The 24,918-nt window shown below is 32.9% G+C and carries 15 protein-coding genes; 12 read left to right on the top strand and 3 right to left on the bottom strand.

Features of this window, described 5'->3' with window-relative positions:
* The first annotated feature begins 363 nt into the window (after positions 1–363).
* From guaD to B5S50_RS01965, 9 genes are all read left to right on the top strand, one after another.
* On the top strand, positions 364–1,647 hold the full coding sequence (guaD, locus tag B5S50_RS02005) for a guanine deaminase (RefSeq protein WP_217302947.1): 1,284 nt from the start codon (positions 364–366) through the stop codon (positions 1,645–1,647).
* 64 nt (positions 1,648–1,711) lie between these two features.
* The gene (locus B5S50_RS02000) at positions 1,712–3,136 is read left to right on the top strand and encodes an NCS2 family permease (protein WP_065078032.1); all 1,425 of its coding nucleotides are present in this window, start codon (positions 1,712–1,714) and stop codon (positions 3,134–3,136) included.
* Positions 3,137–3,398: 262 nt separating this feature from the next.
* Positions 3,399–5,108, top strand: coding sequence for an adenine deaminase (ade, locus tag B5S50_RS01995; protein WP_217302946.1), 1,710 nt, complete (start codon positions 3,399–3,401; stop codon positions 5,106–5,108).
* A 99-nt stretch (positions 5,109–5,207) separates the two neighbouring features.
* The gene (locus tag B5S50_RS01990) at positions 5,208–5,795 is read left to right on the top strand and encodes a TetR/AcrR family transcriptional regulator (RefSeq protein WP_217302945.1); all 588 of its coding nucleotides are present in this window, start codon (positions 5,208–5,210) and stop codon (positions 5,793–5,795) included.
* Between the two features lie 80 nt (positions 5,796–5,875).
* A complete protein-coding gene (locus B5S50_RS01985) occupies positions 5,876–6,802 on the top strand; it encodes an NTP transferase domain-containing protein (RefSeq protein WP_217302944.1) in 927 nt (308 codons plus the stop codon).
* Between the two features lie 106 nt (positions 6,803–6,908).
* Positions 6,909–9,473 (top strand): selenium-dependent xanthine dehydrogenase, encoded by a 2,565-nt coding sequence (gene xdh, locus B5S50_RS01980; protein ID WP_217302943.1) that lies wholly within the window; start codon positions 6,909–6,911, stop codon positions 9,471–9,473.
* Positions 9,474–9,540: 67 nt separating this feature from the next.
* On the top strand, positions 9,541–11,655 hold the full coding sequence (locus B5S50_RS01975; protein WP_217302942.1) for a xanthine dehydrogenase family protein molybdopterin-binding subunit: 2,115 nt from the start codon (positions 9,541–9,543) through the stop codon (positions 11,653–11,655).
* Positions 11,655–12,122, top strand: a complete 468-nt coding sequence (locus tag B5S50_RS01970; RefSeq protein WP_065078038.1) for a (2Fe-2S)-binding protein — start codon at positions 11,655–11,657, stop codon at positions 12,120–12,122. The genes B5S50_RS01975 and B5S50_RS01970 overlap by 1 nt, the downstream gene beginning before the upstream one ends.
* Complete coding sequence (locus B5S50_RS01965) at positions 12,116–12,934, top strand: xanthine dehydrogenase family protein subunit M (RefSeq protein WP_217302941.1); 819 nt, start codon at positions 12,116–12,118, stop codon at positions 12,932–12,934. The genes B5S50_RS01970 and B5S50_RS01965 overlap by 7 nt, the downstream gene beginning before the upstream one ends.
* 803 nt (positions 12,935–13,737) lie before the next feature.
* Here the strand turns inward: B5S50_RS01965 and B5S50_RS01960 are convergent.
* From B5S50_RS01960 to B5S50_RS01950, 3 genes are all read right to left on the bottom strand, one after another.
* Positions 13,738–15,342, bottom strand: a complete 1,605-nt coding sequence (locus tag B5S50_RS01960; RefSeq protein WP_065078041.1) for an amidohydrolase family protein — start codon at positions 15,340–15,342, stop codon at positions 13,738–13,740.
* Between the two features lie 588 nt (positions 15,343–15,930).
* Entirely contained in the window at positions 15,931–17,112 is a 1,182-nt protein-coding gene (gene dpaL / locus B5S50_RS01955; protein WP_065078076.1) for a diaminopropionate ammonia-lyase, read from the bottom strand.
* 163 nt (positions 17,113–17,275) lie between these two features.
* Entirely contained in the window at positions 17,276–18,631 is a 1,356-nt protein-coding gene (locus tag B5S50_RS01950; RefSeq protein ID WP_065078042.1) for a nucleobase:cation symporter-2 family protein, read from the bottom strand.
* 670 nt (positions 18,632–19,301) lie between these two features.
* Here B5S50_RS01950 and ygeW point away from each other — a divergent pair.
* Genes ygeW through ssnA form a run of 3 tightly spaced genes read left to right on the top strand, consistent with a single transcriptional unit; the run spans position 19,302 to position 24,904 of the window.
* Positions 19,302–20,498, top strand: a complete 1,197-nt coding sequence (gene ygeW, locus B5S50_RS01945) for a knotted carbamoyltransferase YgeW (protein WP_217302940.1) — start codon at positions 19,302–19,304, stop codon at positions 20,496–20,498.
* A 31-nt stretch (positions 20,499–20,529) separates the two neighbouring features.
* Complete coding sequence (ygfK, locus tag B5S50_RS01940; protein WP_065078044.1) at positions 20,530–23,544, top strand: putative selenate reductase subunit YgfK; 3,015 nt, start codon at positions 20,530–20,532, stop codon at positions 23,542–23,544.
* Positions 23,545–23,575: 31 nt separating this feature from the next.
* Positions 23,576–24,904, top strand: a complete 1,329-nt coding sequence (gene ssnA, locus B5S50_RS01935) for a putative aminohydrolase SsnA (RefSeq protein ID WP_065078045.1) — start codon at positions 23,576–23,578, stop codon at positions 24,902–24,904.
* Positions 24,905–24,918 lie beyond the last annotated feature (14 nt).

Here is a 24,918-nt window from a genome sequence, read left to right as displayed (position 1 = left end):
ATAATTGTAAAATGTTTCTGCGTATAAGTTTATTTTTAAGTTAGAAAGCTTATAAATTTTACACTTTTGCTTAATTTTATAATATATTATTACAAAATTAATATATATTGACAGAAGTATAATTCAGATTTATAATAAAAATGGACGAACTAGTTAGTATAAGTAAAAACAATACTATACCATCACACATTATATGGTATGCTATATTAAATTAACTTATTTGAGTATAGATTATATCATATTTAACTCTTCAGTATTCTAATTTACAATCATTTTTAATAATAATGTATTAATATCTTATTTAAATTTCTATTTCTAATCTTTAAATGCAAAAATTACAATAACTTAAAAGGGGGCAGCTTAATGGAGGGCATATATATTGTTAAGGGTAATATTATCTTTACTAAAACTTTTGGCAAATTTGAAGTATTTGAAAATGGGTATATTGTAGTTGAAGGTAAGTGTGTTAAAGGTGTATATAAAAATTTTCCTGAAAAGTTTAGAAATACAAGGGTTATAGACTATGGAGATGCAATTATAATACCAGGATTTGTTGATTTGCATTTACATGCATCACAATATGGAAACTTAGGATTAGGGCTTGACAAAGAACTGATGCCATGGCTTCAAGAATATACTTTTCCTGAGGAAGCAAAATATGCAGATATTAACTATGCAAAAAAGGTGTACTCAGCTTTAATAAGAGATTTGTGGAGATTTGGTACCACAAGGGCATGTGTTTTTGCAACTATTCATAAAGATTCAACAAAACTTTTAATGGATTTATTTGCGGAGTCAGGATTATCAGCATATGTGGGAAAAGTAAACATGAACAGAAATTCACCAGAATATTTGGTAGAAAGTACAGAAAATTCAGTTTATGATACAGAAGAAATATTGCAGGAATATTCTACAAAATATGAACTTGTCAAGCCTATAATTACACCTAGATTTGTTCCAAGCTGCAGTATGAAGTTATTAAAGAACTTAGGAAATTTAGCTAAAAAGTACAATGTCCCAGTACAATCACATTTATGTGAAAATAATGATGAAGTCAAATTTGTTAAGGAGTTACATCCAGATTGTAAAAATTACGCTAGAGTATATGACAGAGCAGGACTATTGGGTGATGTACCTACTATTATGGCTCATTGTATTTTAGTAGATGAAGATGAAATTGAATTAATGAATGGAAAGAATGTATTTATTGCTCACAATCCTAGCTCAAATTGTAATTTATCAAGTGGAATTGCACCTATTAGAAGGTTTGTAACAAGAGGTATTCCTGTAGGGCTTGGAAGTGATATATCTGCAGGACATAGTTTGTCAATGACAAATGTAATTGTAAATAGTGGTCAGGCATCAAATTTAAAATGGCTTCAAAGCAGTAAAGTAGATAAGCCTTTTAGTACTGCGGAATTATTTTATCTGGCAACAAAAGGTGGAGGAAAGTTTTTTGGTAAAGTAGGAAGCTTTGAAAATGGATATGACTTTGATGCTCTTGTTATTGATGATAGCAGTTTATCTATATTTAAACAATTGTCAATAGAAGAAAGGCTGCAAAAGTTTATTTATACTGGAGATGACAGAAATATTAAGGAGAGATATGTAGCGGGCAAAAAAATAGAGGAGCCTAAGTGTTATTAAAAATAAAGTTCTTTAACTTAACAGGTTTTGGAACTTTAAATAATTTTATAATGGGGGTTAATTTATGGAAAGTGGAGTTAATGGACAGAAAAATTCGTTTCTAGAATCATACTTTAAGTTGAAAGACAATAACACAAATGTAAAGACAGAAATTCTCGCTGGATTCACTACTTTTATTACTATGGCCTATATAATATTTGTTAATCCAAGTGTCCTTAGGATAGCAGGTATGAATTCAGCAGGTGTAGTTGGAGATGCGGCTTCAAAGTTTAATGTAGGCTCTGATCCTATTGTGTCAGCGGTATTTGTTGCTACTTGTCTAGCTGCTGCTGTTGGAACATTTATAATGGGGTTCTATGCAAATTTGCCTTTTGCTCAAGCTCCAGGTATGGGTCTTAACGCATTCTTTACTTACACAGTATGTTTGACATTAGGTTTTAATTGGCACCAAGCTCTTACTGCAGTACTGACTTCAGGTATTTTGTTTATAATTATTACAGTTACATCCATACGAGAAAAAATTGTTGATGCTATACCTCAAAATTTAAAATATGCTATGTCTGGTGGTATAGGACTTTTTATTGCACTTATTGGTTTGAAAAGTGGTGGAATAATAGTTTCAAATAAATCAACACTTGTTGGGTTTGGAAATTTTGCACAACCAGGAACATTGCTTACCATAATAGGAGTTTTAATAATTGGTGTACTTATGGCAAGAAATGTTACAGGATCCATTCTTATAGGTATTGTTTTAACTACACTTATAGGTATACCACTTAAAGTTACTTCTCTTGCAAATTTACACATCTTTAGTGCACCACCTTCTCTTGCACCTACTTTTGCAGCTTTTGATTTTTCTGGCCTTTTTTCAAAAGGAGGTACTTCTATAGCAGGAGCAATTTTGAGTTTTGTTATGGTTGTTATAACAATTTGTTTGGTTGATCTTTTTGATACTATTGGAACACTTGTTGGAACTGCTACAAAGGCAGGGATGGTAGATGAAAACGGTAAAGTTTTAAGACTTAAGAAAGCTCTTATCTGTGATGCAGTAGCAACAACTGCAGGATCATTTTTCGGAACAAGTACTATTAATACCTATGTTGAATCAACATCTGGTGTTACAGCAGGAGGAAGAACCGGTCTCACAGCAGTAACCGTAGGTATATTATTTATTCTTTCATTATTCTTCTCAGGACTTGTTGGAGTAGTTCCTTCACAGGCTACAGCACCAGCACTTATTATAGTAGGTGCTTTAATGATGGGAGTAATCAAAAATATAGATTTTGGTGATTTTACAGAAGCATTACCATGTTTCTTCGCTATTTCATTAATGGCTTTTAGTTATAGTATAGCAAATGGTATTGCAGTTGCAATGATCATTTATCCTATAGTAAAAATAGCTACTGGTAGAGGTAAAGAACTTAGCCCAATAGTGTATGTTCTTGCCGTATTATTTGTGTTAAGGTATTTACTACTTCCGTTTGAGTAGAGTAATATATATTATATATTCAACTTTTACACATATGAGATTTTGACTTAATATAAAAACATTGTGAAGCAACTTTTTTAGTTAATAGTTAAGAGTGAAGAATTAATAGTTAATGTGGATTTTTTGCAATAGCTAAAAATCATCCTTCACTATTAATTTTTCATTATTAATTCTTAACTTGCGAAGCTTTGCTTCGCAATATTTTTAAACTGCGGAAGTAAGATCATAATAGGGCATTTTAATAGATTGGAGAAGTGAGTAGATGAATGAATTGACAAATAAAATCGATGCTGCTATGGGCAGGATAAAAGCAGAACTTGTACTGAAAGATGCTTTTATAATAAATGTATTTACTCAGACTGTTGAAAAAAAGGATATTGCAATAAATGATGGGATAATTGTAGGAATGGGTAAATATGAGGGAAACCATGAAATTGATTGTAATGGTTTTTTTGTAGCACCAGGGTTTATAGATTCTCACGTTCATATAGAATCTTCCATGGTAACTCCGGAAATATTTTCTGATTTAGTTATTAAAAAAGGTGTTACTACAATTATTGCAGATCCTCACGAGATAGCAAACGTTTTAGGAGAAAAAGGTATAGAATTTATGCTGGAAAACAGCAAAAAAGGGGATGGAGATATATTTTTTATGCTTCCGTCTTGTGTTCCGGCAGTAGATTTTGAAGATAATGGTGCAGTGCTTGAAGCAGATAATTTAGAAAAGTTTATTGAAGATCCTCAAGTTTTAGGACTTGGAGAAGTAATGGATGTTAATGCAGTTACTTCAGGAAATAAAGGGATGCTGAAAAAAATTTTAATGGTAAACAAGTATGGAAAAAGTTTAGATGGACACTGTCCTAAAATTAATGATAAAGAACTTAATGCTTATTTATGTGCCAACATTAGAACAGATCATGAATGTACCAATTATGAAGAAGCTTTAGAAAAAGTGAGAAATGGGATGTATGTAATGCTTAGGGAAGGATCTGCAGCTAGAGATCTGAAAAAAATATTACCTGCAGTAAATGACAAAAATTATAGCAGATTTTTGTTTTGTACTGATGACAGACATATTGAGGATTTAGTAGATGAGGGAAGTATAGATAATTGTATACGAACTGCTATAGCTGAAGGATTAGATGCTATAAAAGCATATACGATAGCATCATTTAATGCAGCTAATTGTTATAACTTAAGGGATAGAGGTGCTATTTCACCTGGTATGAAGGCTGATCTGGTAATATTTGAAGATATGAAAAAATTGAAGATTAAAAATGTAATTAAGGATGGTAAAATATATAAAGATAATCATATGTTTAAAGATATTTTTGCTAAGCCTTCAGTAAATGTAGATTATATAAAAGAAGACTTATTTAAGATTAAGGCTAAAGGCAAATTTGTAAATGTAATAAATGTGCAGCCAGGAGGACTAGTTACTAAAAAAGAAAAGAGAGAAGTTAAAATAAATGAAGGATTAGTTGAATGTGTTGAAAGTAAGGGAGAAGTTGTAAATAAGATAGCTGTGATAGAGAGGCACAAAAACAGTGGAAAACATTCTGTTGGGTTCATAGAAGGTCTAGGACTCAAAAAAGCGGCTATAGCTCAGACAATTGCCCATGATTCTCATAATATAATTGTATTAGGTGACAATGATAAAGATATGGAGATAGCAGTAAATAGCATTATATGCAATAATGGAGGTATAGTATTTGTATCTGAAGGTAAATTGTTAGAGTATTTAAAATTACCAATAGGTGGACTTATGACATCTGAGAATCCATCTTTGGTAGTAGATAAAATTATAAAATTAAATTCATTAGCAGTAAAGTTTGGAATTAAAAAAGAAGTTGATCCATTTATAACACTTGGGTTTATGGCACTTCCCGTAATTCCAGAGATAAAAATAACTTCAAGGGGATTATTTGATTATTCTAAATTTAGTTTTATAGATTTATTTACAGATATTTAAGTATAGCATATGGAGTTTCTATACAAATTTTGCGTAAAATTTAAACTTAGAGTATAATTTTATAGTAGATTATAATTGTTACGAGAAAGAGGTTATACTATGCCAAAAGATGCAAAAAAAGAGATATTAAATGCTGCTATGAAAGTAATTGCAAGGGAAAAAATAAGCGGTACCCGTATGCATATGATTGCAAAAGAAACCGAGAGAAGTCAGGCTAATTTGCATTATTACTTTCCAACTAAAAATGATATAATGATAGCCCTTTTAAATGATATACAAAAGCAATTTTCAGAGAACCGTAAGAAATATATAGATTTAGAAAATAAAAGTGTTTTAGAAAATATAAGAGGATTTTTTGAACAAAAGGAAGATGACATTTTAAATAATAAAGAATTAGATTATGTACAACTTGATTATTGGGTTCAAGGTACAGTAAATGAGGAAATAAGGGAAAAGTTTCAAAAAACTTTTAATATATGGCGCAGCGGCATTAGTAAAGTTTTAAATAAAGGGGAATTTAAAGACAGTGTAGATAATGAATATAAAGATATGCTAACATATATAATGCTATCATTAATGTTAGGAGCATCACTACAGTATCTTATTGATGAAGGCAAGTTTGATTTGAAAAAGTATTTTGATGTAGCCGAAGGGCTTATTGAACAGTGTTTAAAAGAAGAAAATTAGTTATTTTTACACTTGGACTAGAAACATATAGTCTTAAATTGTACATATATGCAAGTTGCAGCTAGATAAGGAGTATGGATATGGAGAAAGAGAAAAAAACAACAGGAGGTATAATTGCTGCTGCAGGAAAAACGTCAGAGAAAGATGAAACATATCCACTACGCAAAATTGGTTCCATCACTATAGTAAAAAGAATTGTCTTAACTTTTCAAAAGGCTGGGGTTTCACCAATTGTGGTAATTACAGGGTATAGATCTGAGGAAATTGAACGTAATTTAGCTTATTATGGAGTTATATTTTTGTATAATGGAGAATACGAAAATTCACAAATGCTTGATTCTGCAAAAATAGGATTGGATTTTTTAAAGAATAAATGTGATCAAGTAATATTTAATCCAGTAAGTGCCCCACTATTTACACCGGAAACTATTCAAAAGATGATAGAATGTGATAAACAATTGCTATCACCATCTTATCATGGAAAAACTGGACACCCCCTTTTGATATCTTCTAAGTTAATCCCTCAAGTTTTAAAATATGATGGTAATGGAGGGATGGAGGGGGCTATCAAAAACATTGGAATTGAAATACAGTTGATGGATGTGGATGACGAAGGAATTTTAAGTGATACAGGAGATCCTTGCCAATTGGAAAAACTTCTAAAAAAACATAACCAGCGGATTTTACATCCTTTTGTTAAAATAAGTATTGAAAAGGAGTCTATGTTTTTTAATTCAAGAACAAAATTGCTTTTGATTTTAATTCAGAATACACATTCTGTACGAAATGCATGTAAACACATGGCACTTTCCTATAGCAAAGCGTGGAATATGCTGAATCAGTTGGAAGAAGAATTAGGATATGCAGTGGTTAAAAGGAAACATGGTGGACGAAATGGTGGAAAAACTTATTTAACCGAAGAAGGTATGAAATTTTTAAAGAAATATGAGCAATTTGAACACAATGTTCGTCAGTATGCAAAAGATGAATTTGATAGACTATTTTAATGCAAAAAGCAAGTTCTTTTCACAAAGAATTTGATAAAGGTTAGCCTCCGTTTTATAATAATTATAACAATAAATTGTTAAATTTTTATAAAATAGGAGGTTATTTATGTTTACATTAAATATTAATGGTAAGGATGTAGCTTCGAATACTGATAAACCCCTATTGCGTTTTTTAAGAGATGATTTGAAAATCACTTCTGCAAAGGACGGTTGCAGCGAAGGTGCATGTGGAACGTGCACTATTTTAGTAGATGGAAAAGCAGTAAAAGCTTGCGTACAAAAAGTATCAAAATTTGAAGGAAAGAAAATCTTAACTGTTGAGGGATTAAGTCACAGGGAAAAAGAAGTTTACGAATATTGTTTTGGAGAAGCAGGTGCAGTACAGTGTGGCTTTTGTATTCCTGGGATGGTAATTTGTGCAAAAGCTTTATTAGATGTCAATTCTAATCCAACAAAGTTAGATGTAAAAAAGGCGATTAGAGGTAATATCTGTCGCTGTACTGGATATAAAAAAATTGAAGAAGCTATTTTAATGGCAGCAAAATATTTTAGGGACAATCTTCAGATACCAGCTCCTGTAGGTAAATTGAAGATGAATCAGAAATTTAAGCGTGTGGATGTAGACGAAAAGGTAAATGGAACAGGTATTTTTGTAGATGATATGGAGCTGCCTGGAATGATTTATGCCAAAACAGTTCGATCTAAATACCCAAGGGCTATTGTAAATAAAATTGATATAAGCAAGGCAGAAGCTCACCCGGATTGTGTGAAAATTTTACTGGCCAAGGATGTTCCAAATAATATTATTGGACACATAAAACAGGATTGGGATGTAATGATTCCAGAAGGTGCGACAACCAGATATATAGGAGATTCACTGGCACTTGTGGCAACTTATCATAAGGATAAGCTGGATGAAGTGTGCAAATTAGTTGATGTAGAATACACGGAATTGGAACCGATTACTTCTCCTGAAGATGCACTAAGAGCAGATGCACCTTTAATTCATTCAGATGGGAATATTATGAGTCGTTCTATTCTTCAACGTGGAAATGCAGATGAAGCAATTAAAAATTCTAAATATGTAGTGACGAGAAAATATAAAACTCCATTTCAGGAACACGGATTTATGGAACCAGAGTGTGCAATTGCAGCACCTGAAGGAGAAGATGGTATTTTACTCTATTCTGGCTCACAATCTGTTTACGACGAGCAGCGTGAAATTTCAAATATGCTTAAAATTCCAAAGGAAAAAATACACTGTCATTCCCAGCTTGTTGGAGGAGGATTTGGCGGCAAGGAGGACATGAGTGTTCAGCATCTTGCAGCATTAATGGCATGGTACACAAAAAAACCGGTAAAGGTAAAGTTTTCAAGGCAGGAAAGCTTAGATTATCATGTTAAACGTCATGCAATGGAAATGGAATTTACAACAGCTTGTGATGAAAATGGATATTTAACAGCTATGAAAGGTGTAATTATTGCAGATACAGGTGCCTATGCGTCCCTTGGTGGGCCTGTATTACAAAGAGCATGTACTCATGCGGCAGGACCATATAATTATCAGAATATTGACATTTTAGGTATGTCAGTTTATACAAATAATGTGGTTGCTGGAGCATTTCGTGGTTTTGGTGTAACACAAAGCTGTTTTGCTACTGAAAACAATATTAATTTATTGGCAGAGATGGTGGGTATTTCACCTTGGGAAATACGTTACCGTAATGCAATTCGTCCAGGACAGGTACTTCCAAATGGTCAAATAGCAGATAAAAGTGTTGCTATGGCAGAATGCTTGGAAGCTGTTAAAGATGTATATGAATCAAATCCTTATGCAGGAATTGCCATAGCTTTTAAAAACAGTGGAACTGGAGTGGGAAATAAGGATATTGGCCGATGCATTTTATCTGTAGAAAATGGAAAAGTTCATATAAAAACTTCTGCAGCTTGTATGGGACAGGGAATTGCAACAATGTGTACTACCATATTATGTGAAACAACAGGCTTAAATCCAGCACTTACTGTTCATGAAAGAGCAGATACCTTTCATACACCTGATTCAGGAACTAGTACCGCATCTAGACAGACTGTGGTAACTGGGGAAGCTGTAAGGCGTGTATCTGAAAAATTAAAAGCAGAATTGCACAAAGGATTGACTCTTTTTGATTTAGAAGGAAGAGAATTTTATGGTGAATATTCTGCGAAGACAGACCCAATGGGATCTCCAAAGAAAAATCCAGTAAGCCATGTAAGTTACAGTTATGGAGCTCAGGTTGTTATCTTGAATGAAGAAGGAAGAGTGGAAAAAGTAGTTGCAGCTTATGATATTGGAACACCTGTCAATATTCAGTCTGTTGAAGGACAAATTGAAGGTGGTATTGTTATGGGACTTGGATATGCCTTAACAGAAGAATTTAAAGTTGAAGGTGGCTATCCTAAGACAAAGCTAGGCACATTAGGACTTATGAGATCAACAGATGCTCCAGAACTTGAAGTTATTCTTGTACAAAGTAAAGGAAAGATTCCTGAAGCTTATGGGGCAAAAGGTTGTGGAGAATTATGTTTGATTCCGACAGCTCCAGCTTGCTCTCATGCATATTATAGATTAGATGGTAAATTTCGTAGTCAATTGCCATTAAAAGAGACATTCTATAAAAAGTTAAAAAAATAGTATATTACTCTTTTATATAAACTGAAATTTTGCAGAGTTTTATGAATTGAATATAGGGAGGTATTGTATGAAAAATATTAGTAAGTCTGTAAAGAAAAAAGATCATGAATTAAAAATAAGTGGCCATGCCCTTTATGTAGATGATCATGTGATGGATGATATGCTTTACGGCAGACTATTGCATTCCACAAAGGCAAGGGCAAAAATCACTAATATAAGTATTCCTAAATTACCTGATGGTTACTTTGTTGCTGACAAAAATGATGTAACAGGTGTAAATCGTGTTGCAATTGTGGAAAATGATACACCCGTTTATGCTGAAGATACTGTGGAATATGTAGGTGAACCTATTTTAATGGTTGTGGGACCTAGCCTTAAAGAAGTCAATAGGATTTTAAGTGAAATTATTGTAGTATATGAGGAACAGGTTCCTGTTCTGGATATGCAAAAATCTAATACAGTTTTTTTCCATTACAAGTGTGAAAAAGGAGATATTTGTAAGACTCTAAAAGAAGCTGATCAGGTTTTTGTTGAAACATTTCAAACTGGTTATCAAGAACAGGCATATCTTGAAACTCAGGGGATAATTGCTTATCCACATGATGGGCGAATGACAATACGTGGTTCTATGCAGTGTCCTTACTATGTGTATGGTGCAGTTTCCAAAGCTTTAGGATATGATGAAAAAAATATTCAGATTATTCAGGATGTTACTGGCGGAGGCTTTGGCGGTAAGGAAGACTTTCCGTCTATACTTGCATGTCAAACTGCAGTGGCAGCTAAAAAGGCAAATAAACCAGTGAAAGTAATATTTGATAGACGTGAAGACATGGAGTTTACTTCAAAACGTCACCCATCTATCTGTACCTATAAAGTAGCAGTTAAAGATGGCGAAATTACAGGTATGGATATTGATGTACTGTTTAATAGTGGTGCATATACAACTCTTTCTCCTGTTGTTTTACAGCGTGGAGTAATTTGTGCAAACGGCGTATATAGGGTAGAAAACTTGCGTGTTGTAGGACGTGCAGTTAAGACAAATACAGTACCTTGCGGTGCATATCGTGGCTTTGGTGCTCCACAGACTTTCTTTGCAGTAGAGATGATGATGGATCATATTGCAAAGAAAATGGGCGTTGACTCCCTTGAACTGAAGGAAAAATATATGGTTAAACAAGGCGATTCTACTTCTACAAGTGGAAAGTATCATTTCCATGTATCTCTGCCTGAAATGATCAAGCGAGCTGATGAACTTGCTGACTATCGTAAAAAACGTCAGATGTATAAAAATCAAAAGGGACGATACCGAAAGGGTATTGGCATGTCATTATTTTTCCATGGATGTGGTTTTACAGGAAGTGGAGAACGTGATCTCATAAAAGCTGTTGTAAAAATTAGAAAAAATGCAGATGATATAGTGGAACTTTTAGTGAGCAATTCGGATATAGGTCAGGGTATTAAAACTACTTTTTCTAAAATTGTTGCAGATACCCTTGGCATTTCTTATGATAAGGTGCTTATAAATAATCCGGATACAGACCATGTACCTGACTCAGGGCCTACTGTAGCAAGCCGTTCTTTAATGGTAGTTGGAGAATTGCTTAGGCGTGCAGCAGAGAAACTGAAAGGAGAATGGAAAACTGGAGAAGAACAGATTGTGGAAGAACATTTTGTGGAGCCCGACTTTATAATTCCATTTAGTCTTGAAAAGTTCAAAGGAGACGCATATCCGACTTTTTCCTGGTCTGTTAATGTCATTGAAGTTGAGGTGGACACACTTACTGCTATTACAAAGGTAACTGGAGCATGGGGTATTTTTGATGTTGGTGTTCCTATTGATATGAACATTATACAAGGACAGATGCAGGGAGGTTTTCTTCAGGGCATTGGATATGCTTCCATGGAGCAGATGGAATGCAATGATAAAGGCGTAATCCGTAATAATAGCTATAGTGATTATATTATTCCTACAGCAGTAGATGTTCCGAATCTTGTAACTGAAATAGTAGATAATCCATATAGCTGTGGCCCATATGGAGCTAAAGGTGCTGGTGAGCTTCCTCTTGTTGGTGCAGCTCCAGCTTATGTGGAAGCTATGGAGAATGCACTTGACGTAGATTTAAATAAAGCTCCATTTACTCAAGAGGATACTATGAAGGTTTTGCAGGAGGTGCTTAAGTAATGATAAAATTTATTCTTAATGGAAAAGAAGTTACATCTACTGCCAGGGGAAGTGAGCGTTTGCTTGATATACTTAGAAATGAGTTACACATTACTGGTGTAAAGTGCGGCTGTAAGGAAGGTGAATGTGGTGCCTGTTCTGTTATACTCGATGGCAAACTAGTTAATTCCTGTATGGTAGCAGTAGGTAGTATAGAAGGTAGTAGGGTTATGACTATTGAAGGATATCGTGAAACCAAACGTTTTGAAGTCCTTGATAAGGCATATGCTTCTGTTAGTGCTGTACAATGTGGCTTTTGTATTCCAGGTATGATACTTGCATCTGAATGTATACTTTCAAAAAATCCAGATCCTACAGAAGCGGAGATTAGAGAAGGCATTTCTGGAAATCTATGTAGATGTACTGGCTATAATGCTATTGTTAAAGCTATTGGTATTGCAGCAAAGGAGGGGAAAGGTTTATGGTAAATAGTTATAGACCATCATCTTTAAAGGAAGCATTGGATATTCTTGCAAAAGAGGAGGTTACTCCTTATGCAGGAGGTACGGATTTAATGATTAAGGCAGATGAAAATGCTAGATATTTGTTCTTAAATAAAGTATCTGAGATGAAAAATATAGTAGAGGATGAAAAGTATATTCACATCGGTGCGGGGTGTACTTTTACGGATGTTATTGAAAATGAATTGACTCCTGCTATTTTAAAAGAAGCAGTATCACAAATTGCAGCACCTGCAATTCGAAATTTAGGTACTGTTGGCGGTAATATATGTAATGGCTCACCTAAAGCAGATAGTGCACTTATCTTTTTTGTTACGGATTCTAAACTGCGTATTGTAAGTAGTAAAGAGGAGAGGATTATTCCTATTAATGAATTTTATCTTGGTAGAAAAAAGACTTCCCTCAAAAAAGATGAACTGCTTGTTGAAGTTCTTATGAATAAAGAAGAATTTGACAATTATTATTATAAGAAGGTAGGGGCAAGAAATGCCTTAGCAATTTCCAGGGTATCTTTTGCTGGTATTCTTAATGTAGAAAATAATAAAATTTGTAATTGCAGTACAGCCTTTGGTGCAGTTAAAGATGTTGTTATAAGGCTGCCAGTTATTGATAGAATGCTCATTGGTAAGACTATTGAAGAAGCAAAAGCTGTTAAGAAGGAGTACCTTGCAGCATATGATAAGGTTATTATCCCTATAAAAGGAAGGGTTTCAGCAGAATATAGAAAGACTGTATGTATGAATTTACTTCGTGATTTCCTTGAAAGTAATGGGATTTAACTTATAAGTAAAAATCACTTTATACTCCGGATATTTTTACAACCTTCAGTTCGGTTAAATATTTTGATAAGCCTAAGCAAAAAATTCTAAAAAATCTAAGAACTTTTGAAAACTCGTACCTCAAACAATTCAAAAATTTTAAGATTTTTTACGAATTTTTCACTAAGGCTTATGTACAAAATATTTAAAAGAACTTCATTATTGTAAAAATATCCTATGTATAAAGTGATTTTTTACAGTAGTGTAAATGCCTATATCTGCTTCAAATAATCCTTATTGATTAAAGCTAGATCAAGTTCTATAATTTGATCTAGCTTATTTGTTAATTTACTAAACTAAAGAAATAAAGGTTTATGTTGATTAATTGCGATAAGAAGTTTTTAGTATTTATGTATAATGTTAAAATCCTAATAAATGGGCTTGTGCAAAGCTTTTACTTTGATAACAGGGATAGATTAAAAATAATATTTCTTCCAAGATATTCTCCATATATGAATATGAATTTTCTAGTATAAGCTGAAGGTTCAACTGGAAACTCTATATATAGAAATTGTAGAAAAATTTGAATTTATACTTAAGGATATGCTGACAAAATTGAAAGCACACTTAAAAACTTTTCCTATAAGTCTTAGTGAAGTATTTTAGAAAATCTTAGAAGCGTAGATATGTCTGAGGTACGAGTTTAGCTAAGCTTCTTTAGATTTTCAAAATACGAACTGTAGACTTATTAAAAGCTTTTATGGTGCTAAAATTTGTGAGCATATCCTGAGTATATTTCAACTTTTTACTTAGAAGCACTATAATTACGTGTGCCTTATAACTCTACCGTAATTTCCTTTGCATACAACTCCATTTTTTACAGCAAGCTTTCCATTTAACAACACATATTTTACACCAACAGGTGGTTTAGTTGGATTCTTGTAATCTTCATAACCTATGATTTTGTCAAAATCAAATATAGTGATGTCTGCTATATTGTTAGGAACTAATTTACCTATATTTTTTAAACCCAGAGTAACTGCGGGAAATAGCGTTGATTTGTATATGGCATTTTCAAGGCTAATAGCCTTTTTTTGTCGTACAAATTTACCTATAAAAAGAGGATAATTACCATAGAAACGTGGATGTGGAACACCTGCAGGTATACTATCTGAACATATCATCTGTAGGGGATGGTGTATGAGTTTTATAGTGTCTTCTTCTGAAAATATATTTAAGGTAACTATTCCAATTCCTGCATTTTCTTCAATAAGTAGTTTAGATATAAAGTCTACTGGATGTATTCCCAAGTCCTTTGAAATATCTCCAACGGTTTTTCCAATGTACTTTAGATTTTTATCTTTTTTAAGTGAAGTGATGAGGATCCCATTCCAACCAGCTATTGCACTGTAATTATCCCATGCAGGGTAATGGATTTTTGTATTAGAAAGTTCATTTTTAACTCTATTTAATACTTGAACATCCTTTAGCTTTTCTAATAAGGTACCTTCTCCTTCTTTTGTAAGCCAGGGAGGTAAAAGTTGAGTCATTAAGGTACTGCCGGAGAGGTAGGGATGCTCATCAAAAGTGATGTCTATGCCATCGTCAATTGCTTTTTCTATGATTTCAATAAGTGAGTCAGCATTCAAACCTAATTCACTTGAATTATAAGATCTCATATGGGAAATTTGAAGCTTTACCTTAGATTCTCTGGCAATTGATATAATTTCTTCTAAAGCATTATTTATAGTGTTATCGTGATTTCTAACATGAACCATAACAATTCCATTATAACTTTTTACAACCTTACACATAGCAATTAATTCATCTCTACAGCTAAAAATACCTGGCATATATTGAAGACCTAGAGACATTCCAAAAGCACCTTTTCTCATAGCATCATCTACTAATCTGCACATGTGGTTAATTTCATATTGTGTAGGTATTCTAGGGTTAAATCCCATTACATTTGTCCTGACAGCACCCTGAGAAATTAATGAAGCATAATTGTTTTTTAATCCCATTGAATTAATTTTAGTCATATATTCATTCAGGTCAGAAAAGTGCCATTTTAGATCAGCACCTCCAACTATTCCAACAACATAATTTTTCCATGTATTATTCTGACTTTCTATATAAGGGAAAATTCCCAGGCCACATTGACCCACGAGTTCAGTAGTGACCCCTTGAATTAATTTTGAATTTCTAAGGCTTTCACAAGTAAAAGGCACTAGATCATTATGGCTGTGTACATCAATAAACCCTGGAGAAACTATTAATCCAGAGGCATCAATAACTTCATTTGCTTCACTTGGTATATTTTTCTCTATACTTATTATTTTGCCATCCTTAATTCCCATATCTGCATTATAGGGAGTAGTATTTGTACCATCTACAATTAAACCATTTTTTATTAAAATGTCTAACATTTAAATTACCTCTTTTTCAAAATTTCAATTAGAATGAACTCAACTTTTGCAGCTTAAAAACTTTGCGAAGCAATAGTTTTAATTAATAGTTAAGAATGAAGAATTAATAGTTAATGTGGATTTTTTTCCATTACACTACAAAAAATTTTTGATTAAGCTTTTTATCACTTGTTTTGCTAAAGCGAAACACTGCTGATTTATATAAACTTAAAGATTTTTTGCGACAGCTAAAAATCATCCTTTATTTTTAAATTTTCATTATTAATTCTTAACTTGCGAAGTTTTGCTTCGTAATTTTTTTATATTAAGTCAAAACTCTATATGTGCGAAAGTTGAGTAATCACTATATAAAAATAAACTTACACGTAGAAATGATTTTACAATAAACAAGCACATTTAAACATTTTGTATATAAGTCTTAGTGGAAAATTTATATACAAAACTTAGGACTTTTGAATTGTTTAAGGTACGGGTTTCCAAAAGTCCTTAGATTTGTATAAATTTTCTGCTTAGACTTATCAAAATGTTTAACCGGGCTTGTGGTTGTAAAAACATGCGGAGTATAAGTTTATTTTCTATTTAGGGTATTTATATTAAACTTTGATAGTCACCATCCCAAGTAATGTTTCTATATACTTTCGGATCAGTATTTCCTTCTGTACTAATGAGTAAAACGTTAGAATTTTTATCAAGTTTCAATGTTTCACGTAAGTCCTTATATTTATCCTTTGAAGAAATGGATAAGAGTCCTGCTGTTACAGCTCCTGATTCTCCTGATATTATTCTATTATCACCTTTAAGAGGATTTCCTAAGACACGCATTCCTCTTGCTGTTACCCAATCAGGGACTGATACAAATACATCAGCACAGTATTTCAAGATATCCCAGCCCATAGGGTTAGGTTCACCGCAGGCAAGTCCAGCCATTATCGTATTCATTTCTCCTGTGACGGCCTCAATTTTACCTGCTTTGCAGGATCTATAAAAACAATCAGCTTTTTCAGGTTCTACGATAATAATTTTTGGTGGATTTTTTTCAAATGTAGAAACAAATACACTTGCTATAACAGAAGCAAAGGCTCCTACACCTGCTTGTAAAAATACATGAGTTGGAACAGTTCCATGTAACTGTTCAATAGCTTCTTGTGCTAAAGTAGAATATCCTTTCATGATCCATTTAGGAATTTCAGTATATCCTTCCCAAGCTGTATCTTGAATGACTTCCCATCCATTTTTAGAAGCTTGCTTAGCTGTAAAACGTACTGCATCATCATAATTCCAATCAGTTATACTGACATCTGCACCAAATTCAGCTATGTTATTTAATCTGTTTTGAGTGCTTCCTTTAGGCATGTACACAATACACTTGTATCCCAGTTGTTTTGCCATCCAAGCGACCCCACGTCCATGATTGCCATCTGTAGTGGCAACAAAAGTAAGGTCCCCTAAATCACTTTTTACTTTCTCAGATTTTAGTAATGAAAATGGAAGTTCTGATATATCCTTGTCTAATTTTTGTGCAAGATGTTTTCCGATGGCATAAGAAGCTCCCAGCACTTTAAATGAATTTAATCCAAAACGAAAAGATTCATCTTTTACAAAAATATTAGATAGTCCTAAAAAGTTTGCCAATCCATCCAACTTAACAAGAGGAGTTTTTTTATATTGTTCAAAACTTTCATGGAAAGTCTTAACTTCACATAAATTTTTTTTACTTAATAAAGGTGTATGTGCTTTAACATCTTTTTTATTATTAACAATCCATTTCAACAACAAGTCGCCTCCAAATTATAAATTTTTAATAATAAATTAATTTCAAATAAATATTACTAACTAGTTAATCCACTTTTATTATAATTCTGAATTATATTCATGTCAATATATTGACATGAATGGTTTTAAATAGTATATTGTGTGCTTTTAACAAGCACTACTAATATTTTTGTGGAGTATTTTCAGAGGAGGCTTCAATATTAGTAACGTTTTTTTCACCGTGATTTAAAAATGCATTGAGAATTATTGCAACTACAGACGCAGAAACTATACCACTACTGAAGATTGATTTGAAAAATTGAGGAGTATGATCAAGTATAGTAGGAACAATAGTAACTCCAAGGCCTATGCCAATAGAGCAGGCAACAACTAGCATATTTGAATTCTTGTCAAAGTCTACACTTGAGAGCATTTGTATACCAGCTACGGCTACCATTGCAAACATTATGGTTGTAGCTCCACCTATAACAGGTTGGGGAATGATTGTAGCTAAAGCTGCAAATTTAGGGATCAATCCAAGACATATGAGAATAAAACCGGAAACGATTACGACAAAACGACTTTTTACTTTACTTAAAGCTAGGAGTCCTAAATTTTGATTGAATGTTGTGTAAGGGAAAGAATTGAAGATACCACCTAGGATTGTTGCAAGTCCTTCAGCTCTAAGCCCTCGCACAATGTCATTTTCTGTAATTTTTCTTTCGCATATTCTACCTATACCAAGATATGTGCCTGTTGATTCGATCATTACTGTAAGCATGACAAAGGTCATCATAATAATAGAGGCAAGATTAAATTTTGGTATACCAAAATTTAATGGACGAACAAAGCTTATCCATTTTGCACTCGCAACTACTGAAAAATCTACTTTCCCCATAAATGCAGCCACTATTGTGCCTAAAATAATGCCATTTAAAACAGAAATTGCTTGAAAAAATCCTTTAAAGAATTTATTGGAGAATATAACAACTAGCATTACAAATGCGCCGAGTAAAAGATTGGAGATGCTTCCAAAATCTTTAGCTCCTGAACCACCACCAATGCTACTAATGCCCACGTTAATTAGAGAGAGACCTATCATAGTAACGACTGTACCTGTTACAACTGTTGGAAAAAATCTTAACACTTTTCCGTATATTGGTGCAATTAATACCACAACAAGTGCTGCTACTATTATGGAACCATAGGCTGTCGGCATCCCATAACTTTTGCCGATAATAATAAGTGGACCAACAGCGGCGAAAGTACAGCCTAAAATTGCAGGTAGCTTAATGCCTACATAAGGCCCTATACCAATTGCTTGAATTAAAGTTGCAATACCACAAGTAAATAAATCTGCAGCTACTAAAAGTTCTAATTGTCTAGGTGTCAAACCTACAGAAGCACCAATAAGTAAAGGTACGGCTACAGCACCTGCATACATTGCAAGTACGTGCTGAAGTCCTAAAGTAAAAAGTTTTGGAAGAGGAAGCATTTCGTTTACTTTGTCTACATTTTTTACAGATTGTTCTGACATTTGTAAAACCCCCTATTAAATTTATTTAATATTTCAACTTTTGCACATATGAAAGTTTGACTTGATATAAAAAATTACGACGTAATTTTTTTAGTTAATAGTTAAGAATTAAAAATTAATAGTTAATGTGGATTTTTTTCCGTTACACTACAAAAAATCTTTGATTAAATTTTTGATAGCTCATTTTGCTAAAGCGAAACATGGCTGGTTCATATAAATTTAAAGATTTTTTGCAACAGCTAAAAATCATCCTTCACTATTAATTTTGATTTTTTGTTTTCTAGATGAGTAAAGAGCTGAAATTGATATCTAAGATTCCTGTGCCTGACAAGTAATAGGTAAACACATTATAGCAAAGCATTGTAGTGTATTGTAAATATAAGATGGATTTACCAGTTAGTATAATTTATTCTAATAATATTAATGGTATTTTGTCAACATTACAATTAAGAAGAAATTGTACAATGTAGAAACTGTAAGTAATATTAGACATTATTTTACTTTAAAAGAAAAATATTTTAATGTTGACAAAGATATTTTATTATTATAAAATCAAATTATACTAACTAGTTAGTCCAATTTTAAAATATACCATATCTAAGACAAAATATATTGATATTAAAATGTTAAAATATACTAATTCAATCATTGCAATTAGGAGGCATATCTTATGGAAAAATTAAAAGAACTTATTCAAAATTTAAAGAAACTAGATTATAAAAATATGTATAGTAATGATTTCTTTTTAACCTGGGAAAAAACAGACGAAGAGCTTAAGGCAGTTTTTACAGTAGCTGATATTTTACGTCAGATGAGGGAAAATAATATATCACCGCGTATATTTGATAGTGGACTAGCAATTTCATTATTCCGTGATAATTCTACAAGAACAAGATTTAGTTTTGCAAGTGCATGTAATTTACTTGGACTGGAGGTTCAAGATCTTGATGAAGGAAAGTCACAGATTGCTCACGGAGAAACTGTTCGTGAAACAGCAAATATGATTTCTTTTATGGCAGATGTTATAGGTATTAGGGATGATATGTTTATAGGCAAAGGAAACAAGTATATGCATAAAGTATCAGAATCAGTTCAAGAGGGATATAAAGCTGGAATCCTTGGACAGCGTCCTACCCTTGTAAGCCTTCAGTGTGATATAGACCATCCAACTCAATGTATGGCTGATTTACTTCATTTAATTCATTATTTTGGTGGAGCTCAAAATCTTAAAGGCAAAAAACTAGCTATGACCTGGGCCTATTCTCCTTCCTATGGTAAACCATTATCCGTACCTCAAGGAATTATTGGTTTAATGACGAGAATGGGTATGGAAGTTACACTTGCACATCCTGAAGGATACGACGTATTGCCGGAAGTAGAGAATGTTGCAAGAAAAAATGCTGAGATAAGTGGAGGTAAATTTATTAAAACTAATTCCATGAAAGAAGCTTTTGAGAATGCAGATATAGTTTATCCAAAGAGTTGGGCTCCATTTGCAGCCATGGAAAAGCGTACTAACTTATATGGAGAAGGTAAATTTGAGGAAATAGAGGTACTTGAAAAAGAACTGTTAAATCAAAATGCAAATTATAAGGACTGGGAATGCACAGAAGAAATGATGAAGCTCACTAAAGATTCTAAAGCATTATATATGCATTGTTTACCTGCAGATATTACGGGAGTAAGTTGCAAGCAGGGTGAAGTAGCTGTTTCGGTATTTGATCGTTATCGTGAAGAACTTTATAAACAGGCAGGATATAAACCTTACATTGTTGCTTCAATGATTTTCTTAAGTAAGGTGAAAGATCCTGTAAAAACACTTACAGAGATTATTGATTCAAAGCCACCGAGATTTTTAGCAAAATAAAATGTAAAAGTATATCTTAGGGGGAATATAAATGAGTGATAGAATGCGCCCTATTTCTTTTGAAAAAATGATTATTTGGGTTATAAAAGAATTAAAAGAAAAGGGATCTATTTTTGGAATTCATAAAGATAAATTTTATAAAAATAAAAGTGGAAAATCAATTGAAGTGTTTGGTGAAAAGCTATCTTCACCCCTTGGACCTGCTGCTGGGCCAAACACTCAATTAACTCAGAACATTGTCTCTGCCTATTTAACTGGAAGCCGATTTATTGAATTAAAAACAGTACAAGTTATTGATGGAGAAGATATAACAGTAGCTAAACCTTGTATTTGTGCACAAGATGAATGCTACAATGTGGAATGGTCTACAGAACTAAAAGTATCTGATGCTTTCTGTGAGTATATAAAAGCTTGGTTCTTGCTTCATATTTTAATGAAGGAACTTGATCTAAGTAAGCAAAGAGATTTCATGTTTAACATGAGTGTAGGCTATGATTTAGATGGTATTAAATCTCCTAAAATGGATAACTATATTGAAGGTATGAGAAATGCCTCTAATACAAAAGTATGGAATGAATGTAAAAAAGTAATTATTTCTCATATGAATTTGTTCTCCAATTTTAATGAAAAAGATTTAGAAGAAATATCCCCAATTGTCTGTTCATCTATTACAGTATCTACACTGCATGGATGCCCTCCAGAGGAAATAGAAAAAATATCAAATTACTTACTGAAAGAAAAAAAGTTAAATGTTTTTATAAAGATGAATCCAACTCTTTTAGGAGAAAAATTTGTTAGAAATACGCTTAACACAATGGAATATGGTTATATAACCTTAAATGGAGATCATTTTAAAAATGACTTACAGTATGGGGATGCTGTGGCAATGCTCCAGCGTTTGAAAGATACTGCAAAGACGTTGAATTTAGAAATAGGAGTGAAACTCACTAATACCTTACCAGTTAAAATTGAAAACAAGGAATTGCCTGGAGAAGAAATGTATATGTCAGGACGTTCTCTTTTCCCTCTTACAATTGCCTTAGCAGGTAAATTAGCAAAAGAATTTCAAGGGGATTTACAGGTATCCTATTCAGGAGGAGCAGATTTCTTTAATGTGGATAAAATTTTAACTACAGGAATTCAGCCGGTGACATTTGCAACCACTATTTTAAAGCCAGGTGGATATGAGAGAATAACTCAAATGGCTCAGAAGGTAGAGAGAAAGCTTAAAGGTAAATTCTCAGGAATAGATACAGATATGTTATCAAAATTGGCAGAAGAAGCTTTAAAAGATGATCATCATCTTAAAAACTCAAGAACTGTAGGAAGTAGAAAACTTTCTGTAGAACTTCCTACTTATGATTGCATGACAGCACCTTGCAGCATAGGATGTCCTATAAATCAGCAAATTCCTGAATATGTGGCCTTAGTAGGTAAAAAGAAATATGATGAAGCCTTTTCTATAATTGCTAAGGATAATGCATCACCAGCAATTACAGCAACTATTTGCAATCACAATTGCCAGTTTAAGTGTACTAGATTGGACTACGATTCATCTGTCTTAATTAGAGACATGAAAAAAATTGCTGTCTTAAATGCTGAGAAAAAGTATATTGAAAATATCAAACCTCAAGATATAAGAAGTAATAAAAAAGTAGCAGTTATAGGTGCAGGTCCTGCAGGACTTTCAACAGCTCTTTTCTTGAGAAGAAATGGTATAGATGTAACTGTAATGGATAAAAAAGAAAAACCTTATGGTGTAGTAAGGTATGTTATCCCGGATTTTAGAATTCCATCTGAGATGATTGACCAGGATTTTGAGCTTGTAAAGAAACAAGGAGTGAAATTTAAATTTGGAATTAATGAGAATTTTAATATAGATGAATTGAAGGAAAAATATGATTATATTATCTTAGCAATAGGTGCCTGGAAGCCAGGAAAATTATCTTTAAAAGAAGGTAAGGAAAAAGCAGTGAATGCCATTGCGTTTCTTGAAAGATATAAAGCAGAAAAAGAAAACATTGATTTAGGAAAGCATGTTTGTATTATTGGAGGCGGAAATGTAGCAATGGATGCAGCAAGGGCAGCTAAGAGAATAGCTAGAGTAGAGACTGTTTCAATTGTATATAGAAGAACCAAGGAATATATGCCTGCGGATTCTGAAGAATTAAAGTTAGCTATTTGTGATGGCATTGTATTTAAAGAACTTCTTGCACCGATAGCTATTAAAGATAATAAATTGCTTTGTGAAGAGATGATATTAGGAGAAAAAGATACTTCAGGTAGAAGAAGTCCTGTTTCAACTGGCAAAGAGGTTGTGCTAGATGCAGATACGGTTATTGCTGCCGTAGGAGAAAAAGTGGATAGTGATTTGTTAAAAATAAATGGAATAGAATTAAATTCTAAGGATTTCCCAAAACTGAATGAAGCTTGTGAAACTAATATTTCTAATATATATATTCCAGGTGATGCTAAATGTGGACCGGCTACTATTGTTAAGGCAATAGCAGATGGAAAAACAGTTGCCAAAAATATATTGTCAAAAGAAGGATTGAATAATGATTTTGAGAAAAAAGTTATCCCTATAGATGAAAAACAAATATATAGCAGGAAGGGTGTATTAAGAGATTCCACAAATTACGAAGAAGAACCTGAAAGATGTCTTTCCTGCAGTAACATTTGCGAATTGTGCGTTGATGTTTGTCCAAATAGAGCAAATGTAGCTATTAATGTAGGAGGATTTGCTTCTTCTCATCAGATTATACATTTGGATGGTATGTGTAATGAATGCGGAAATTGTGGAGTTTTCTGTCCATATGAGGGAAACCCATATAAAGATAAAGTGACAGTCTTTTGGAATGAAAATGATTTTGAAAATAGTAAGAATAAGGGATTTTGTGTTATTGATATTAAAAAAGGCATTTGTAAAGTTAGAGAGGAAGGTGGCAAAGTTGCCAGGTACACTATTGGTGAGGATAATATTATCTCAAAAGAAATGGAATGTATAATTAAAAGTTGCATAGATAAGTACAGTTATATGCTGTAACCTAATATTTAAAATTTAGGAGGGAAAATGTATGCTATTAATTGGGAATGGTAAGCTTATTACTAGGGATGATGCTAGGCCAATTATTGATAATGGATGTATTGCTGTTTCCGGAAATAAAATTATTGAAATTGGCTTGACAGAAGAATTGAAGAAAAAATATAAAGATGGAAGGTTTATTGATGCAAAGGGTAGGCTTGTTATGCCAGGATTTATTAATACCCATATGCATTATTATAGCACTTTTGCCAGAGGAATGGCTAATGACAGTCCTCCAGCAAAAAATCTTATGGACATACTTACAGGATTGTGGTGGAGACTCGATAAGGTATTAACTCCAGAGGATATTTATTATAGTGCTATTGTACCGATGATTGATGAAGTTAGAAATGGTGTTACAACTGCTTTTGATCACCATGCAAGTGCTTATTCAGTTAAAGGTAGTTTATTTAAAATAGCTGAGGCTGCAGAAAAGGTAGGTATCCGAAGCAGCTTATGTTATGAAACTTCAGATAGAGATGGAGAAAAAATTACTGATGAAGGTATTGCTGAAAATGTGGACTTCATTAAGTATTGTAATGATAAAAAAGATGACATGATTAAAGGTATGTTTGGACTTCATGCTTCTATGACAATTTCAGATAAAACTTTGGAAAAATGTATGGATGCCATAGAAAATTTAAATACAGGTTTTCATGTTCATACAGGAGAGGGAATACAGGACCTGGAAATAACTAAACAAAAATATGGCAAGGGCATTGTACAGAGATGGTATGATGCAGGAGCACTTTCTGATAAGACAATTTTAGTCCACTGTATTCATGTTTCTGATGAAGAACTAGACTTGATCAAAGAAAAAAATGCAATAGTTGTTCATAATCCTGAATCTAATATGGGTAATGCTGTAGGCGTATCTCCTGTACTTAAAATGTATAAAAAAGGAATTCTATTAGGCCTTGGTACAGATGGCTATACAGCAGATATGATGGAATCTTATAAGGTTGGAAATATTATTCATAAACATGCTACTGGAGATTCTACTGTAGCTTGGACTGAAATTCCAGAAATGCTTTTCTATAATAATAGAAAAATTGTTGAAAGATTTATTGATGGAAAAATTGGCATTTTAAAAGAAGGAGCACTAGCAGATATAATTATTGTAGATTATAATGCACCTACACCAATAAATGAAAACAATATTAATTCACACTTATTATTTGGCATTAATGGACGCTGTGTAGATACAACAATTATAAATGGTAAAGTTATTATGGAAAATAGAAAACTTGTAGGTGTTGACGAGGAAAGAATTATGGCAAGAAGCAGGGAACTAGCACAAGAGCTCTGGAAGCGTTTCTAAAGATAGATAAAATA

Source organism: Clostridium sp. 001 (assembly GCF_019056555.1).
Lineage (GTDB): Bacteria > Bacillota > Clostridia > Clostridiales > Clostridiaceae > Clostridium_B > Clostridium_B ragsdalei.
Note: the sequence above shows the minus strand (reverse complement) of the source record. Positions and strands in the feature narration are given on the sequence as shown.